At 48.8% G+C, this 15,596-nt stretch carries 16 protein-coding genes and 1 pseudogene; 4 read left to right on the forward strand and 13 right to left on the reverse strand.

Going from position 1 to position 15,596, the window contains the following annotated elements:
* The 12 genes and pseudogenes from IQ219_RS07185 to IQ219_RS07240 all read right to left on the reverse strand — a co-directional run.
* A pseudogene (locus IQ219_RS07185) lies at positions 1–224 on the reverse strand (DUF2157 domain-containing protein); the annotation flags it as partial.
* A 162-nt stretch (positions 225–386) separates the two neighbouring features.
* A complete protein-coding gene (gene mazG / locus IQ219_RS07190; RefSeq protein WP_194072179.1) occupies positions 387–1,196 on the reverse strand; it encodes a nucleoside triphosphate pyrophosphohydrolase in 810 nt (269 codons plus the stop codon).
* 131 nt (positions 1,197–1,327) lie between these two features.
* Entirely contained in the window at positions 1,328–2,512 is a 1,185-nt protein-coding gene (gene cruG, locus IQ219_RS07195) for a 2'-O-glycosyltransferase CruG (RefSeq protein WP_194072185.1), read from the reverse strand.
* A gap of 35 nt (positions 2,513–2,547) precedes the next feature.
* Entirely contained in the window at positions 2,548–4,578 is a 2,031-nt protein-coding gene (locus IQ219_RS07200; protein WP_194072180.1) for a PAS domain-containing sensor histidine kinase, read from the reverse strand.
* 410 nt (positions 4,579–4,988) lie between these two features.
* Positions 4,989–5,891, reverse strand: coding sequence for a DUF2887 domain-containing protein (locus tag IQ219_RS07205; RefSeq protein WP_194072181.1), 903 nt, complete (start codon positions 5,889–5,891; stop codon positions 4,989–4,991).
* A 6-nt stretch (positions 5,892–5,897) separates the two neighbouring features.
* Complete coding sequence (proB, locus tag IQ219_RS07210; protein ID WP_194072186.1) at positions 5,898–7,025, reverse strand: glutamate 5-kinase; 1,128 nt, start codon at positions 7,023–7,025, stop codon at positions 5,898–5,900.
* An 85-nt stretch (positions 7,026–7,110) separates the two neighbouring features.
* The gene (locus IQ219_RS07215; RefSeq protein ID WP_010871724.1) at positions 7,111–7,230 is read right to left on the reverse strand and encodes a photosystem II reaction center protein J; all 120 of its coding nucleotides are present in this window, start codon (positions 7,228–7,230) and stop codon (positions 7,111–7,113) included.
* A 32-nt stretch (positions 7,231–7,262) separates the two neighbouring features.
* The gene (locus IQ219_RS07220) at positions 7,263–7,382 is read right to left on the reverse strand and encodes a photosystem II reaction center protein L (RefSeq protein ID WP_010871723.1); all 120 of its coding nucleotides are present in this window, start codon (positions 7,380–7,382) and stop codon (positions 7,263–7,265) included.
* Positions 7,383–7,391: 9 nt separating this feature from the next.
* Positions 7,392–7,526, reverse strand: a complete 135-nt coding sequence (psbF, locus tag IQ219_RS07225) for a cytochrome b559 subunit beta (RefSeq protein WP_010871722.1) — start codon at positions 7,524–7,526, stop codon at positions 7,392–7,394.
* Between the two features lie 37 nt (positions 7,527–7,563).
* On the reverse strand, positions 7,564–7,809 hold the full coding sequence (psbE, locus tag IQ219_RS07230) for a cytochrome b559 subunit alpha (protein ID WP_010871721.1): 246 nt from the start codon (positions 7,807–7,809) through the stop codon (positions 7,564–7,566).
* 84 nt (positions 7,810–7,893) lie between these two features.
* The gene (locus tag IQ219_RS07235; RefSeq protein WP_190598671.1) at positions 7,894–8,922 is read right to left on the reverse strand and encodes a photosynthesis system II assembly factor Ycf48; all 1,029 of its coding nucleotides are present in this window, start codon (positions 8,920–8,922) and stop codon (positions 7,894–7,896) included.
* 55 nt (positions 8,923–8,977) lie between these two features.
* Positions 8,978–9,325, reverse strand: coding sequence for a rubredoxin (locus IQ219_RS07240; RefSeq protein ID WP_190598672.1), 348 nt, complete (start codon positions 9,323–9,325; stop codon positions 8,978–8,980).
* A gap of 235 nt (positions 9,326–9,560) precedes the next feature.
* Between IQ219_RS07240 and dxs the strand changes: the two genes are divergently transcribed.
* Positions 9,561–11,477, forward strand: coding sequence for a 1-deoxy-D-xylulose-5-phosphate synthase (gene dxs / locus IQ219_RS07245; RefSeq protein WP_194018727.1), 1,917 nt, complete (start codon positions 9,561–9,563; stop codon positions 11,475–11,477).
* 187 nt (positions 11,478–11,664) lie between these two features.
* Here the strand turns inward: dxs and IQ219_RS07250 are convergent, their stop codons facing one another.
* Complete coding sequence (locus IQ219_RS07250; protein ID WP_194072182.1) at positions 11,665–12,411, reverse strand: DUF561 domain-containing protein; 747 nt, start codon at positions 12,409–12,411, stop codon at positions 11,665–11,667.
* A gap of 130 nt (positions 12,412–12,541) precedes the next feature.
* On the opposite strand from IQ219_RS07250, the gene IQ219_RS07255 reads away from it, so the two are divergent.
* The 3 genes from IQ219_RS07255 to IQ219_RS07265 all read left to right on the forward strand — a co-directional run.
* Positions 12,542–15,019, forward strand: coding sequence for a phospholipid carrier-dependent glycosyltransferase (locus IQ219_RS07255; RefSeq protein WP_194072183.1), 2,478 nt, complete (start codon positions 12,542–12,544; stop codon positions 15,017–15,019).
* A 114-nt stretch (positions 15,020–15,133) separates the two neighbouring features.
* A complete protein-coding gene (locus tag IQ219_RS07260; RefSeq protein WP_010871713.1) occupies positions 15,134–15,388 on the forward strand; it encodes a 2TM domain-containing protein in 255 nt (84 codons plus the stop codon).
* A gap of 50 nt (positions 15,389–15,438) precedes the next feature.
* Positions 15,439–15,596 (forward strand): DUF29 family protein (locus IQ219_RS07265; protein WP_194072184.1); only part of this gene is annotated, 158 nt, incomplete at its 3' end.

Consider the following 15,596-nt stretch of genomic DNA (forward strand, 5'->3'; position numbering starts at 1 on the left):
GTACCGAGGAAAACCATGGCCACAATTACAATCAGGGCGCCAAAGTAAAAAGCGACGTTGGCAAAGTCGAATTGCAACGGTGGGGAATCACTGTTTTCCCTTTCTTCTTCCATGGCAAGGAGGCCTTTATGTTCTGTCCAGGCTTGCCATAATTGTTCGGCTTGCACTGCCGACAAATAACCCTGTTCTACCGCCCAGGCTAGGTCTGTTTTGGTGATGTTCATGCCCCAATTTTCCTCCATTGCTCGCCACTGAACTTTCACCGTACCAGGCGATCGCCAGGGATAGGGGATGATAACGGGGCAATTTTGGAACTGGAAGAGATTAACGACAACGATCTGCTTAGAAATGAACTAGAAAAATTTAACTCAGATCAATGGGTAAATTTATTGGCTGAGTTGTTTTTTAGCCCTCTGCCATAGGGTTTCCAATTCCTCCAGATTGTATTGATCCAACGGGCGATCGGCAAATTTTTCCATTAGTTGCAGCCGTTGAATAAATCTTTGATTAGTGCCGTGGAGGGCGAGGGAAGCGTCCAACTTGTACCAACGGGCCAGGTTAATGAGGGTGAATAGTAAATCTCCCAATTCTGCCTGTTGATGTTCTTTGTCTGTCGTGGCCAAAGCCTGTTTAAACTCGGTTAATTCTTCGTTAAATTTAGCCCAGACACCTTCAATATCTGGCCATTCAAAGCCCACCGCCGCCGCTTTCTGGGAAATTTTACTACTGGCCATCAGAGGGGGCAATGTACTATTATAGCGTTCCAGTTTGGAGCTTAAAAGTTCTGCTTGGTCGGAGCTTAAACCCTTTTCCTCTGCTTTAATTGCCTGCCAATTGGCTTTCACTTCCTCGGCATTACTAACTGTTACCTCGGCAAAGACATGGGGATGACGACGGATAAGCTTTGCGGTAATGCCTTCTGCCACCTGTTGCAAATTGAAGTGGCCTAAATCTTGCGCAACTTGGGCTTGGAGCACCACCTGGAGCAGTAAATCCCCCAACTCTTCGGCGATCGCCGTTTGGTCTTGGCCTTGTAGAGCGTGAACTACTTCATAGGCTTCTTCCACCACGTAGGGAATTAAACTTTGTTGGGTTTGGGCCAAATCCCAGGGGCATCCCCCCTCTGGCGATCGCAGTTGGGCCACTACGACAATTAATTTTTCTAGGGCTTGGAGAATGGGGGCAGTGGCATCCATAAAATTAGCAATTAATTAATTTGGCCAGTACAACGGGGAATCAGAAGATGATTTTTAATTGGAGCAAAACGTTTACATGGGTTGGCAAAGTTTTCGGCAATGCTAATTTTCCCCGATGAAGTTGAGCCATCCTAGGACGCACCGGGGTAAACCCTTCCCCGCCATTGTTTGGGGGTTTGGGAAGCGGAAATGATAATTCGGGCCACTGCCAACGGATCCGCCAGGGGAGAAAGCCAATAACTCCAGGCCCCCTGTCCCGACGGTCGGTAATAGGAAGGATAAATTGCCCATAGCATAGCCCAACGGATTAGGAGTAAAAAGCCATTGACGGCGATCGCCAAGCGGAGGGTTAAAAAATCAAAGTCTTCTCCCCAGAGCATCAACAACAGTGAAAAAAGCAAAATGGGCAAACCCTGCACTAATAGCAGAAAAATTACCTCTGCCCATAACCGAGCCGGCACCGTGGCATCTTTGAGATCCAGCGATCGCCCCCATTCCCGCCAGGTTTCCCCAATCCCTTCATACATTCTCACCCGGATTAGGTTAGCGCCATCTAAAAAGCCCACCCGATAACCCCGTTGGGCCGCCGCCCTAGCTAAGGTCACATCATCACAAAAGGAGCGGGCCGCCAGTTCATAACCCTGCAAGGCCTCCAGCACTGATCGCCGACAGAGAAAACATTGACCATTGGCCATCACCGTTTCCGGCGCCTGTTGCCTCACCCCAGCGGACTCAAAGCGATAGAGCAAAGTCATCAGCAAAGCCGGTTGCAGCCACCATTCCCCAGGGGATTGCAAAATAAATTGGGGCGACAGGGAAAGTATGTCATATCCTTCTTCTTGCGCCGCTTGCACCACGCTGGCTACTAGCCCCGGTTGGGGTTGGGTATCGGCATCAATGCCCAAAATCCACTCGCTAGCGGCATCACTCTGCCTAAAACCATAATTCAAGGCCCAGGGTCGCCCTACCCAGTTATCCGGCAAAGGATCATCGGTGAGCAGTTGCAAACGGGGATTATCTTTTTGCCTAGCTTGCACCACCGCCTGGGTGCCATCGGTGGAACGACTATCCACCACTAAAATTTCCCTTAACGGTGGCCCCTGTTGTGCCAAACCCACTAAACACGGAGTTACCCGGGCTGCCTCATTCAACGTAGGCACCACTACCGAGACATTGCGAACCCCGTCTTCGGGTAGAAATACTGGTGTCAATGGCGATCGCCGCCGCGCTCCTTTGGCCAAACGACTGAGCAAAATTAAACTAGCTACCCCCTGGGACACTAACAACCCCAGACAAAGTATGGCAATGATCAGCATTATTTCCGAAAAGATTAATAGTTTTTCTACAACCGTCAGGCTGGAGAGTCCCATGGGATATTGGTAAAGGGCCATTTAGGAATGGATAAAGACACCCTGGTGCCCTCCCCTAGCTCACTTTGGATCTCGATTTTACCCCCATAGAAGGTTACCAATTTTCTGGCGATCGTCAAACCAATGCCAATGCCGGCAATATGCCCCACGTTGGAACCCCGCTGAAATGGCTCGAAAATTTTTTCCAAATCTGTTTTCGGGATGCCGATACCATAATCTAAAACATCAAAAATTATTTCCTGGGGAGATTCTCGCAGATGAAAATCAATGGTGAAATTGGTGGGGGAATACTTAATCCCGTTAGTCAGTAAATGATTTAAAATTGGCGCTAGTAATACAGGATCAAATCTCACTATTACTTGCTCACATTCTGTATTTGAGCCTATGGCTAAGTCAGGATGAAAATTGATTTTGTATGGTGCATAGAGATATTCAATTTTATCAATTAACTCGTGACAAAAATCAATTAAGTCTCCATCGATCACCATAGGCTCTACTTCTTCGGTATTAAGGTTAATTGTGGTGATGTCATTGATTAACTCATCAATGTATTTAACGCTTTTGAGAATTGAATGTAGATATTGACCTTGTTTTTCCCTGGTAATTTTTCCCTGGAACTTTTCCATAATTGAAGCGGCACAGGCAATGGTTGTTAAAGGGGTACGAAACTGATGAGAGATGGAAGTAATGAATTGAGAACGCAGTTCATTTAGCTCCTTTTCCCGCTGCAAAGCCAAAGAGATGCTGTTTTCCATAGCCTTACGATCGCCAATGTCTTGGATCATCACCACGCAAAAGTTCAAACTACCATCGGGACGACGATGAGCCTGGACCCCGAGATTAGCGTAAACAGCATGGCCATTTTTATGGATGTAGCGCTTATCAATTTGGTAACCATCTATTTCTCCGTCTAATACACGTTGATAATTACCTAGGTCCAACTCTATGTCATCGGGATGAGTAATTTCTGCCCAGGTTTTGATCCGCAACTCTTCAGGGGAATAGCCCACTATTTCCGAAAATTTTTGATTCACATTACAGCAAAATTTATCAACGGATACTATGGCCATGCCAATAATAGACTGGTCAAAATAAAGTTGTAGGAGTTGTTGTTGTTCATAAACTTCTATCGTTCTAAGTTTGACCCTCTCTTCCAATTGCTGATTATTTTTTTGGATTTCGTCCCTAGATTGAGTTATTTTTTTCTCATCTTCAATGCGTTGACTAATATCCTGAACATGGGAAATAAAATATAATGGCTGGCAATTTATATCCCGCACCAAAGAAGTGCAAACTTCCCCATAAATGATATGTCCCTGACTATGAATATAGCGTTTTTTAAAAGTAGCAAAATTCACATGTTGGTGAATGGCTTCATTCATTACCTTTGTACTCAAACTTTTGTCTTCCGGAACTGTCAAATCATTGACATTCATGGATTGCATTTGCTCCGGAGTGTAGCCAAATATATCCGCCATTTTTTGGTTTACCTTGATTAAGTTGCCTTCAAGATTTACCAAACACACACCAACGTTAGCATTTTCAAAGGCTAGACGAAATCTTTGTTCGCTTTCTTGGAGATCATTATTTAATTGGATTAATTCTTCTTGGCTCTGCTTTTCTGCTGTAATGTCCAAGACCATGCCGTACCAAAAGGTATCTTGATTGGGCAACCTTTCTGGTTGAGAGTTAGTCCGTAAATATTTAAGCTTCCCTGAAGGGGTAATGATGCGCCATTCTAAAAATAATGGTTCTAGGGTAGCTCGGCTGTAGGCCAGGGTTTGGCGGTAGTGGAGCCAGTCGTCAGGATGGATCTGCCGCAGGAGTATCTCGGCATCGGCCAACACGGCAGTGGCAGAGACTTCGTGCACAACCTCAATTTGGGAGCTGATATAGGTGAAGGCAATGGAATCATCGCTACGTTGCACAAAACCATACAACCAGCCCGGAATTACTCCGGCCACTTTCTGTAAAAATCCCTCTGGTTCAGAACCGAGCAAAAAAGCGGACATAGTTTTAACGCCCAAATTTAAGGCAGAATTTTCGAGTGGCAGAAACTGGTTTTTTCGAGGTAGTAAAAACTGTTTTAAATCTGGTCAAAGCAATCCCCTAAAGCTTGTCAGTTGCGAAATACGGTTCTTTTTGAGACTCGTTAGAGACTAATTCGCAATATTTGCCAGGGTAGCTGGGTCGGATAACGGCTTTTTAAATCGCACTCCTAGAAACTTCAGTTTTTAGACCAAAAAATTCCATACCTGAACCATGTTCTTCCTTAAGTCTAATTGCTTAGGAAGGGTTAAAACCAGATACTTTTTCTTGATTTACAAAACTTTATCTTCCACAGTCCAATGGGCACAATGCCCGAATATATCAGGATTTCAACAACCAATTACTTTAGTTGATCTCTACCAGTTTCTGAGCATTATCCCAACTTTTCTAAATACACGTCCAGGTCGGCCGTCTCCGTAAAATCCAACAATGCTTCCCCCAAATCTTCCAACTCGGCGATCGATAGTTTCTGAATTCGCTCCACCTGAACTACTGGCAGTCTACCCAGACGACGGTTTAATAGGCGCAACACTAGGATCAAGGCTTCATTTTGACGACCCTCCTGGCGACCCTCCTGGCGACCCTCCTGGCGACCCTCTTGGCGACCCTTCTCATGACCTTCTTGGAGTCCTTCTTGGATAATTTCTTGATAAAAGCGGGACTGGGTAATATCCGTTTTCTTCAAGTCTAATATTTGCATGATGGCTTCCTTGGTCAAATCTGGAAATTTATTGGCCAGTATAGCCTCGATCAAAGTTAGTCGGCGTTGAAATTCAGCTTCTGTCTCCGCTTCGTGCAAAATTCTTTTACCAACGTTTGCGCTTGCTTCTTGGTCCAACACTAGCAGTTGTAGCAGGGCGAAATTAGATTGCAACCCTTGTTGATTCTGTAGATCGCTGAGATATAGCTTGGCTATGCGCTGTTCTAACAAATCTTCATAAGGCAAATCTGGACCAAGTTTCTGCTCTCGATTTTGTAAAATTAACAGTCCTCGCCGGGTATTTTTTACCTGATATTGCTCCAAGTAAAGGAATATTTCAGCAAAATATCGCCCGTAAAAGGTAAAATCTGTCTGCATTTGGGCTTCTGCAAACACTAATGGTATCAGAGGATTATTGGACAAGGGTTTGAACAATCCATCCAGGCGAAATTCCCTTTCTTTAATCACCGGTGCACTGTAGGCAAACTGCCAGCTTGCTTCAATACCGGGAATTAATTCCGCCAACATGCCGGGTTGAGATAGAAATAATTCGTAAAACCATTTGTCTGTCTTCATACTCTTCTAATTTTCTTGTAGTACCAAATTATCTCGATGGATCACTGTTTCTGGACCTATGTAACCCAACACTGCGGCGATCGCCTCGGAGTGGAGTCCTTTGATTTTCTCTAGCTCGTTGCAGTTGTAGTTAATTAACCCTCTTCCCAGTTCCTGCCCCTGGGGATCACAAATCACCACGGCATCGGTGGCACTAAATTCTCCTTCCATGGCAATGACCCCGATCGCCAATAGGGACTTGCCCCTTGCTTTGAGGGCCTGTACTGCCCCGGCATCAATAAAAATTTTCCCGGTGGGCACTAAACCATAGGCGATCCAACGTTTGCGGGCATTGTCGGAGCGGGGCTGGGCTTCAAACTGGGTACCTAAATCAGCTCCCTGGAGGATGGCTAGAATTTGCTCAGGTTTTTGGCCATGGGTAATGACGGTACGGACCCCGGACCCGGTGGCAATGCGGGCGGCGGTGATTTTGGTGGCCATGCCGCCGGTCCCCCAGGCAGAGCCAGTGCTATCGGTGCGGACTTGCAGTTGGGCCAATTCCGTCGCTTTCACCAGGGGAATGGGATAGGCTTGGGGATCTAAGCGGGGATCACTGGAATAAAGGCGGTCAACGTCGGTGAGCAGAAATAACCAATCCGCCTCCACCAGGCTGGCTACTAAAGCCGATAGGGTATCATTATCACCAAATTTCAGTTCATCGATCGCCACTGTGTCGTTTTCATTGACAATGGCAATTACCCCCAACTCAAACAGAGCTTGGAACGTGTTGTAGGCGTTGACGTAGGCGGTGCGCTCAATTAATTCCCGCCTGGTGAGCAAGATTTGGGCAATGGGTTGCTGGAGGCTACTAAAAAGGTCATCATAGGTCCGCATTAATCTGCCTTGGCCTACTGCGGCGATCGCCTGTTTGAAGGCCATTTTTTTCGGTCTTTCCGTCAAACCCAAACGACTACATCCCACCCCCACTGCCCCGGAGGAGACTAGCACCACCCGATGACCTTGGTTGATTAACTTGCATAAAGTTTCCACCAAAGCGGCAATGGTGGACAGGGCCAACTGGCCCGTTTCCGGGCGAGCTAGGCTGGAAGTACCAATTTTAATCACCAAAGTTTGGGGTTGCATTGCCATTGTTATCTATTTTGGGAGGAAAAATTGCCATAAAAAAAGTGGGCCAAGCCCACCTTAAAAACCATGATATTGTGTGGCGGCTAGCCCTCGATTACATGGAAGAACCTAAACCAGCATAGGCTCCGTAGAAAAATAAACCTAGGACACCAATGGCTCCAATACCAGCCACTACACCCACCACCCACAACGGGATTCTGCCTTCTGCGAACATACCATGCCTCCTAAATTGCGTATTAAAAAAGTTTAGTTAAAGAAATAGCTGGAGAATAAAATCCCCAACACAGCCACCAACAATAGACCCAGGTATAAAGAAGTACGATTCAATTCCACCGGTTGGCGGTTTGGGTTTGAATTTCTGTCCATGGAAAACTCCTAGCGTTGAATAAATTGCATCGCGGCGATCGCCCCGACAAAGAAGACAGAGGGCACCGCCAGGGTGTGAACCGCCAGCCAGCGCACCGTAAAAATGGGATAAGTAACCGGTTGATTAGGATTTTGGGTTGCCATTGTTAATTACCAACTAAAAAAAGAACAATTAAATGTTTTATTGATTAAACTCTTGAATTTCCTGATTAATGTCGTAGCGTTCCTGGAGAATGGGCAACTCTTGACGGGTCTGGGTGAAATATTCATCGGGGCGGGGAGTGCCGAAAGCATCGTAGGCTAAGCCCGTGCTGACAAACAACCAACCAGCAATGAACAACATCGGAATGGTGATGCTGTGGATCACCCAATAGCGAATGCTGGTGACAATATCGGAAAATGGACGCTCACCGGTAGTCCCTGACATTTTGTGTTCTCCTTCAATTTTTCAAAACAACATTGACTGACAAATGCAAAGCAATTAGAGTCTAGTCTACTATTTGTGAGCCGCCTAGGGAACCATAGCCACCTCGGCGCTGGGGTTATATTTGAGCAAAATCCCGTCCTGTCCCAGCACAAATCCTTTTTCCGGACTGAGGAACACCACCCGATAAAGATTGGCGGGAATATCCTCCACCCCAGTGTCCTTAGCCCAGGTTTGTCCGCCGTCCTGACTCATCAACAGGTTACCGCTAGCCCCCGCCACCCACACTTCTTCGGGGGTACGGAAGGATAGGTCGAGCAGACCCCAACTACCCTTATCTTGGGGCGCAATCACATCACTCCATTCTTCCGCATCGGGATCGGTGCTGAACTGGAGTTGTCCCCCCCGGGCTAACAACCATAGTTGACCGTCCTTGCCATAGCCCATGGTCTGCAAGCGTCGCGAAGAATTCCGGTTATGGGGAGTCCATTCCGTTTGCCCAGGAGCCCAGGTGGAATAAAAATTACCCCGGGCTGACACCGCTACATAACGGCCATCAGGCGATCGTTGAATGGTGCGGGCTACTCCTACGGCCCCTTCCACCAAAGCCTTCCAGTTTTTGCCCCCATTGGTGGTTTTATAGATGGCCCCCAAATCCGTAATCATTTCCGCCGTTTGGGACCCCAGGGCAATAATGCTATAGGGAGCGCCGGGCAATTTTTCGCTCAGGGGAATGCGGGCCCAGGTTTGGCCACCATCGGTGGTGTGGAGCAGAATGGAAGGCTTGCCAGTGATCCACCCCTCATTGCCAGAGAAACTAACGGCGGAAAAACTAGCCTTTTCTTCCCCCAGATCAATCAACTTTTGCTCCCAGGTGTCACCGCCATCGGTGGTCTCGAAAATGGTTTCCTTGGTGCCCACCAACCAGCCATGGTTGGCATCCTCCGTGAAGGCAATATCCGCAAAGGTAGAATCCGTTTCTAAAACAATTTCTTGCCAGGGATTGAATACCAAATCCGGCACATGGCTACAGCTCACACAGAAAACGGCAATGACCGCCACTAGGGCAAGTTGCTTCAGTCGCTCAAACTTCAAACTGGGGAATTTAAAAGGCATTGTGAACAGAGATAATCAAGGAGTACAGCAAGGGCTCAGAGGGAAAATTTAAGCCTTATCCCATGCCGTAAAGGCTCAGGAAAAATAGGAAAATGACAAAAAGACTACCAAAAATCAGCAAATTCTTTTTGCCACCGCTCATACGGTTAAAACCAAAACCGTAGTTAAGGTTCTCGGCAAAACCAGAGGGAGCATCGGTTTCCCCCGTGCTCATAAAGTAGTTGCGCGGGGCACCACACACTGGACATTTCCAATTAAGAGGCAAGGCTTCAAAGGGAGTACCGGGAGAGATATTGGTCTTTTGATCCCCTTGGCTGGGAATGTAAACATAGCCGCAGGCCCGGCATTCATGGTTTGGGGATGCCAACTCCGCCAGGGTCTTTTCGGGGGGACGCTCACTCATGGCTACTACCGCAGGGAACTGGGGGGAAATCTTTAGTAATCTTTGTTAAAAATTATGACATCTTCGCTACCCTTTTCCCCAACCTTGTCAATGGCGATTGATTATTGGTTCATTGGATATTTTGTCCAGGCCATGACCGGAGTTTTCACCACTAACTTCCCTTCACCCAATGGGTTAAAGTGTGAGAAGTCTGAAAAAAGTTCCACAATCTAGCCATCGTTAGTCCCAATCCACCATGCACATCAGCGAACTGACCCACCCTAACCAGTTAAAGGGTTTATCCATCCGTGAGCTGGAGGAAGTCTCCCGGCAGATCCGAGAAAAGCATTTGCAAACTGTGGCCACCAGCGGTGGTCATTTGGGGCCAGGGTTAGGAGTGGTGGAACTGACAGTGGCGCTTTACTCCACTCTGGATTTGGACAAAGACCGGGTGATTTGGGATGTGGGACACCAAGCCTATCCCCACAAAATGTTGACGGGACGTTACCACGATTTCCACACCCTGCGGCAGAAAGATGGGGTGGCTGGTTACCTGAAACGCTCCGAAAGTCGTTTTGACCATTTTGGTGCTGGCCACGCTTCCACTAGTATTTCTGCTGGCTTGGGCATGGCCCTAGCCCGGGATGCCAAAGGGGAAGACTTCAAGGTAGTTTCCATCATTGGCGACGGCGCTTTGACCGGAGGCATGGCCCTGGAAGCAATTAACCATGCGGGGCATTTACCCCACACCAAGTTAATGGTGGTGCTCAACGATAACGAAATGTCCATTTCCCCCAATGTGGGAGCCATTTCCCGTTACTTAAACAAGGTGCGCCTCAGCAGTCCGATGCAATTTCTAACGGACAATCTGGAGGAACAAATTAAACATTTGCCTTTCCTTGGCGATTCCCTCACCCCAGAAATGGAACGGGTTAAGGAAGGAATGAAGCGGCTAGTGGTGCCCAAGGTGGGGGCGGTGATTGAAGAGTTGGGCTTCAAATATTTTGGCCCCATTGATGGTCACAATTTGCAGGAATTAATCGACACATTTAAGCAAGCGGAAAAAGTACAAGGCCCGGTATTTGTCCATGTTTCCACCACTAAAGGTAAGGGCTATGACCTGGCAGAAAAAGACCAGGTGGGTTACCACGCCCAAAGTCCCTTTAATCTTTCCACTGGGAAGGCCTACCCCTCCAGCAAGCCTAAACCCCCCAGTTATTCCAAGGTTTTTGCCCACACGTTAACCACCCTAGCTAAGGAAAATCCCCACATTGTCGGTATCACGGCGGCCATGGCGACGGGGACAGGGTTGGATAAACTCCAGGCCAAGCTCCCCAAACAGTATGTGGATGTGGGCATTGCCGAACAACATGCCGTTACTTTAGCCGCAGGCATGGCCTGTGAAGGAATGCGTCCGGTGGTAGCCATCTATTCCACCTTTTTGCAGCGGGGTTATGACCAGATTATCCACGACGTTTGCATCCAAAAATTACCGGTGTTTTTCTGCCTAGACCGGGCGGGCATTGTGGGGGCCGATGGCCCTACCCACCAAGGGATGTATGACATTGCCTATCTCCGCTGCATCCCCAATTTGGTGATCATGGCTCCTAAGGATGAGGCAGAGCTACAGCAAATGTTGGTCACGGGTGTTGACTACACCGATGGGGCGATCGCCATGCGTTATCCCCGGGGTAATGGTATTGGAGTGCCCCTGATGGAGGAAGGTTGGGAGTCGCTGGAAATCGGCAAGGGGGAAATTCTCCGGTCTGGGGACGATGTGTTATTGCTGGGCTATGGCTCCATGGTGTATCCGGCTCTGCAAACAGCAGAATTGCTCCACGAACATGGCATTGAAGCGACGGTGGTTAATGCCCGCTTTGTTAAACCCATGGATACGGAACTAATTTTGCCCTTGGCCCAGCGCATTGGCAAAGTGGTAACCATGGAAGAAGGTTGTTTGATGGGGGGCTTTGGCTCAGCGGTGGCGGAGGCCTTGATGGATAACAATGTGCTCGTACCTTTGAAGCGTCTAGGGGTGCCCGACATGCTGGTGGACCATGCCACTCCGGAGCAATCGACAGTGGATCTTGGCTTAACCCCAGCGCAGATGGCGGCGGACATTATGGCTTCCCTATTCAAAGCGGAATCAGCGGTGGCCCATGGGGTTAGTTAGGCAAGAAAAGTTGCAATGCACTCGCCAAGGGGAGTCAACGGTTATTCCGACGCTCCCCTCAGTTTTTATTTTCCAAGTTTCAGTTTGCCCTCTAAAGCTCCGGCAATATTGGGGGACTTCTATCTAGTTCCTCCCCAACTGGGGTGCCAGAGGTTTTTAAACTATTTAGTCGAACTCAAACTGATGACTACGCCACCCGAACAGGCTGGGGCACTAAGGCATCGGCCAAGCGACGAACCGCAGCCACCATAGCCACTTGGTCGTTCAATTGGTTAATGGCGGAACCAACCCCTACTCCACTGGCTCCAGCGGCGATCGCCATGGGAACGGTCACATCGGACAGACCAGAGGCACAGAGTACGGGGACAGTGACGGCTCGACTGATGGCATGGGCGGCGGCCAAAGTGGGGGCAGCTTTTTCAATCAGCCCTAAAACTCCGGGGTGATGGGGTTCGGCACTGGTGCCACCTTCGGTTTGGATAATGTCGGCTCCAGCGGCCACTAAGGCTTCGGCCAATTGCACCTGTTCATCCAAGGCCAAGATGTGGGGCACGGTAACAGAGAGCAAAGTATGGGGCAACAGTTGACGGGTTGCTTTGGTGAGGGCTAACACCTCTGGCCCTTCAAAACGGCGGCCTTGGGCATAAAAACTGTCAAAGTTACCAATTTCCACCAAGTCAGCCCCGGCAGCCACTGCTGCCGCTAACAATTCCGCTTCCACCGCCGACACACAAATGGGCAAATCAATGGCGTGGCGTACCTGTTGGATCAATTGGCGATCGGCCGCAATGTCCACAAAAGTCGCTCCCCCAGCCTGGGCGGACTGGGCCACAGCTAAAACATTGGCGCTATCGAAGTTATTTAAACCGCTAATTACCTTTAAGGCGGTACGATTTTCCAGGGCCTGGTGGACTTGGGCAAGGTTTGCACTCATAGGATTACCAAAATGATTAATGCTGAATGGTAAGCCCCCCTAACCCTAACCGTTTGGGTCAGGCCAGGAAGACTCTCTGCCCAATCATAACGATGGGCTGTTGGTATCCATCTTACGTCTAACCCCTACTATGGTTAAGCAAATTTTATCTAAATCCTGGGGAGTGCCCCTGCTGTTGGCCCTGGTGTGGCTTGGCAGCAACGGCCTCGATCGCCTCTGGTTGGCCATGGACCAGACGGTGCCGGCCTGGGACCAAAGTAATCACCTATCCTACGGCCTGGAATATTGGCACGCCCTACGATCGCCAAACCTTTTGAGCGGGGAATGGTGGCGGAGTTTTTGGATGCTTTCCCCTAAATATCCCCCTTTGACCTACATGGTCAATGCTCCTTTCCAGGGGCTGGGTGGCCCAGGCAGTGATCTGGCTTTACTGAGTAATTGGCTCTGGAGTGGCATTTTAATTCTCTCTGTCTACGGCCTAGGGAAAAAGCTTTTCAGCCGGGAAATTGGCCTGTGGGCAGTGGCCATCATGGTTTTGATTCCTCGTTTAATCCATAGTCGTTTGATTGTGTTGTTGGACAGCCCACTCCTAGCTTTTACCCTCTTGAGCTTTACCTGTCTGACCTATTGGAAAGAGGCCAAAGGTCGCCGTTCCCAATGGCTTTGGGCGATCGCCGCTGGAGTGTCATTGGGACTAGGTTTGCTCTCCAAACAAAGTATTATCTTCTATCTGTTTTTTCCCCTGGTGGGCTTGGGATTGTGGACTCTGGGGACCAAACAATGGCAACGATTCGCCCAATTGCTAGTGGGTCTACTAGCAAGCATTCCCCTCTGGTATCCCTGGTATCGCACCAACTGGATTTATCTGTTTAGCACCGCCCAAAATTCCAATGCTATTCCCGCCAACTTGGAGGGGGACCCCCCCATTAATACCCTGGCTGCCTGGACTTACTACTGGCAGGATTTACCCAATGCCCTGTCCTGGGTCTGGTTAATACCGCCTTTGGTGGGGGTGATTCTATCCCTGCTCAATCGTTTTCCTGCTTCGTTGCAGATACCTAGCTGGCGGGAAGCGAAACCGGGGTTGCTGTGGCTGGGATATTACTACGTCGGTACCTATCTAATTTGTTCTGCTATTCAAAATAAAGATGACCGCTACATTTTGCCCTATCTGCCCATTGTGGCTATTTTTCTCGCCTTTGGTCTAACCCGTTGGTGTGGTCGTTGGCTGTGGGTGCGTTGGGGCACGTTGGCGATCGCCATTTTGATCACCCTTGGTAACTTATTTCCCATCCCCGGTAGTAATGGCATTGTCCAAGCCCTAAACCCATCGGTATTATTTCGTCCCGATTTCGTTTTACCTGCTCCCAACACGGAAGTTATTAACGCCGCCATAGCAACCACCCCGGAGCAAAGGATTAATTTGGGCGTGATTCCCAATACGCCGGCGGTTAACCCCAATACGCTCAATTATTATGGCGCAGCAGAAAATTTTCGGGCCTACGGTCGGGAATTGAGTCGTAACGGGGAAATTATTCAACAGGATCAGCAAAATTTCGACTGGTTTATAACCAAAACCGGAGATAACTATTTAGCTGACCCCGTACAAGTGCAGTTGGGGGAAACCATTGCCCAGAACGATAATTTTACCGCTGTGCAAACTTGGCCTTTGCCCGATGGTGATGAGTTGAGCCTCTGGCACCGCCGTCAACCCAGGATAGAAGTTAAACCCAGTCCCATCAACACTGAATTGCCCCAATTGACCAAAGTTGATTTGCCGGCCAGCGCTCCCCCCGGTCAACCTGTACCAATTACCTACCATTGGCAGGGCAACGGCGATAGCCTGAGTGAGGGAATTGTTTTGCTCACTTGGGAAAATATCAATGATCCTAATCAAGTTTGGTTCCATGACCATGCCATCGGTTTGGGGGAATTGCTTCCCTCGGTTGAGGATCAAGGGGTTGAAGTTGTTGAAAGGACAGCTATGTTGCCTCCAGCGGATCTACCCCCAGGGAATTACCGCTTAAAAGGGCAATGGTTAGACCCCAGCACGATGACGGCCCAACCTCTGTCTTTGCCAGACATAACCCTAACCCTGGATGCCAACGCTCCGGCTTCACCTGCCCCACCATTGGATTTTGTCAGTCAACTGTACCATCTAGCACAAAATTTACGGCAGGGTATTACTGGGCTAGATCCGGTTTTTGCCCAGGTGGACCGGATTAATTTATACGACCCACGCCACGATTATCTGCGTCATGGGGATGCTAGTTGGACCTATCGTTTGAGCCAAAATCCTGTTGATGCCCTGAGTCTCACCTATGCCCAGGTTTTGGCCCGGGTATTGCAGGAAAATCCGTCCGAGGCGATCGCCGCTTTGCAGTCGTTAGTCACACTGGATCCCCAAAATCCCTACGCCCATGCTTATTTAGCCTTTGTTTACCTCTATGACTGGCAGGGATACCAAGGACAACAAGCCCTAAAACCTGCTCTAGCCCTGGCCCCAGATAATCCAGAAATCAATGGCCTCCAGGCGATCGCCCTCTTTATGCAAGGAAAAATCTGGCCCGCTTGGCAAACGGTGCAACAATCTGGATTGCTCAATTAGTTGACTCAAAACTAGGAGGGATCCCAAAAATTTTACGCCCCGATCTGCGGGGATTTCAGACCGTTGCCGTTAAAATTGGGGCTAGTGATTAATTGTGACCCTGATTAGTAATCTATGCCTCCCCGTTGGCCCCGTAAACCCGACCGTAACGATCCCGCCTTTCGCCGTTTAGACGATCGTATGAATTTTGCTGTCCATGTGGCGGTGTTTTTAGCGATTAATTCTGGCCTATGGTTTGTCCATAACTTGAACAAGGCTGATTGGTCTTGGTTGACGCCCCTTTCCGGCATCTGGCTGGGGGGTTTACTTTTGCACCTGTTATACATTGCCGTTATTGCCGATTATTCCCCTGCCACTGGTAAGAGTTAAGGGCTTTAGGTAGACTGAACCAAATATTCCGGACTGTTAGTTTCTCAGCAATGGAATCTCAACTGCAATTCCCCATTTCCCCTAGCGAAGTTCTCTCCGAACTTTATGAGCAAGATCCAACCCAATGGCTTGAGGTGACGGTGAGCCTATTGCGTCAGAATGCTCTGGTGGATGTGGACTGGGTTCATTTAATTGAGGAGTTGGAAAG

This window comes from Synechocystis sp. LEGE 06083, assembly GCF_015207725.1.
GTDB lineage: Bacteria > Cyanobacteriota > Cyanobacteriia > Cyanobacteriales > Microcystaceae > Synechocystis > Synechocystis salina.

Coding starts and splice junctions, on each gene's coding strand:
- mazG (WP_194072179.1), bottom strand. CDS start 1,196: ATGGATGCCACTGCCCCCATTCTCCAAGCCCTAGAAAAATTAATTGTC.
- cruG (WP_194072185.1), bottom strand. CDS start 2,512: ATGCTGATCATTGCCATACTTTGTCTGGGGTTGTTAGTGTCCCAGGGG.
- IQ219_RS07200 (WP_194072180.1), bottom strand. CDS start 4,578: ATGTCCGCTTTTTTGCTCGGTTCTGAACCAGAGGGATTTTTACAGAAA.
- IQ219_RS07205 (WP_194072181.1), bottom strand. CDS start 5,891: ATGAAGACAGACAAATGGTTTTACGAATTATTTCTATCTCAACCCGGC.
- IQ219_RS07215 (WP_010871724.1), bottom strand. CDS start 7,230: ATGTTCGCAGAAGGCAGAATCCCGTTGTGGGTGGTGGGTGTAGTGGCT.
- IQ219_RS07220 (WP_010871723.1), bottom strand. CDS start 7,382: ATGGACAGAAATTCAAACCCAAACCGCCAACCGGTGGAATTGAATCGT.
- psbF (WP_010871722.1), bottom strand. CDS start 7,526: ATGGCAACCCAAAATCCTAATCAACCGGTTACTTATCCCATTTTTACG.
- psbE (WP_010871721.1), bottom strand. CDS start 7,809: ATGTCAGGGACTACCGGTGAGCGTCCATTTTCCGATATTGTCACCAGC.
- IQ219_RS07235 (WP_190598671.1), bottom strand. CDS start 8,922: ATGCCTTTTAAATTCCCCAGTTTGAAGTTTGAGCGACTGAAGCAACTT.
- IQ219_RS07240 (WP_190598672.1), bottom strand. CDS start 9,325: ATGAGTGAGCGTCCCCCCGAAAAGACCCTGGCGGAGTTGGCATCCCCA.
- dxs (WP_194018727.1), top strand. CDS start 9,561: ATGCACATCAGCGAACTGACCCACCCTAACCAGTTAAAGGGTTTATCC.
- IQ219_RS07250 (WP_194072182.1), bottom strand. CDS start 12,411: ATGAGTGCAAACCTTGCCCAAGTCCACCAGGCCCTGGAAAATCGTACC.
- IQ219_RS07255 (WP_194072183.1), top strand. CDS start 12,542: ATGGTTAAGCAAATTTTATCTAAATCCTGGGGAGTGCCCCTGCTGTTG.
- IQ219_RS07260 (WP_010871713.1), top strand. CDS start 15,134: ATGCCTCCCCGTTGGCCCCGTAAACCCGACCGTAACGATCCCGCCTTT.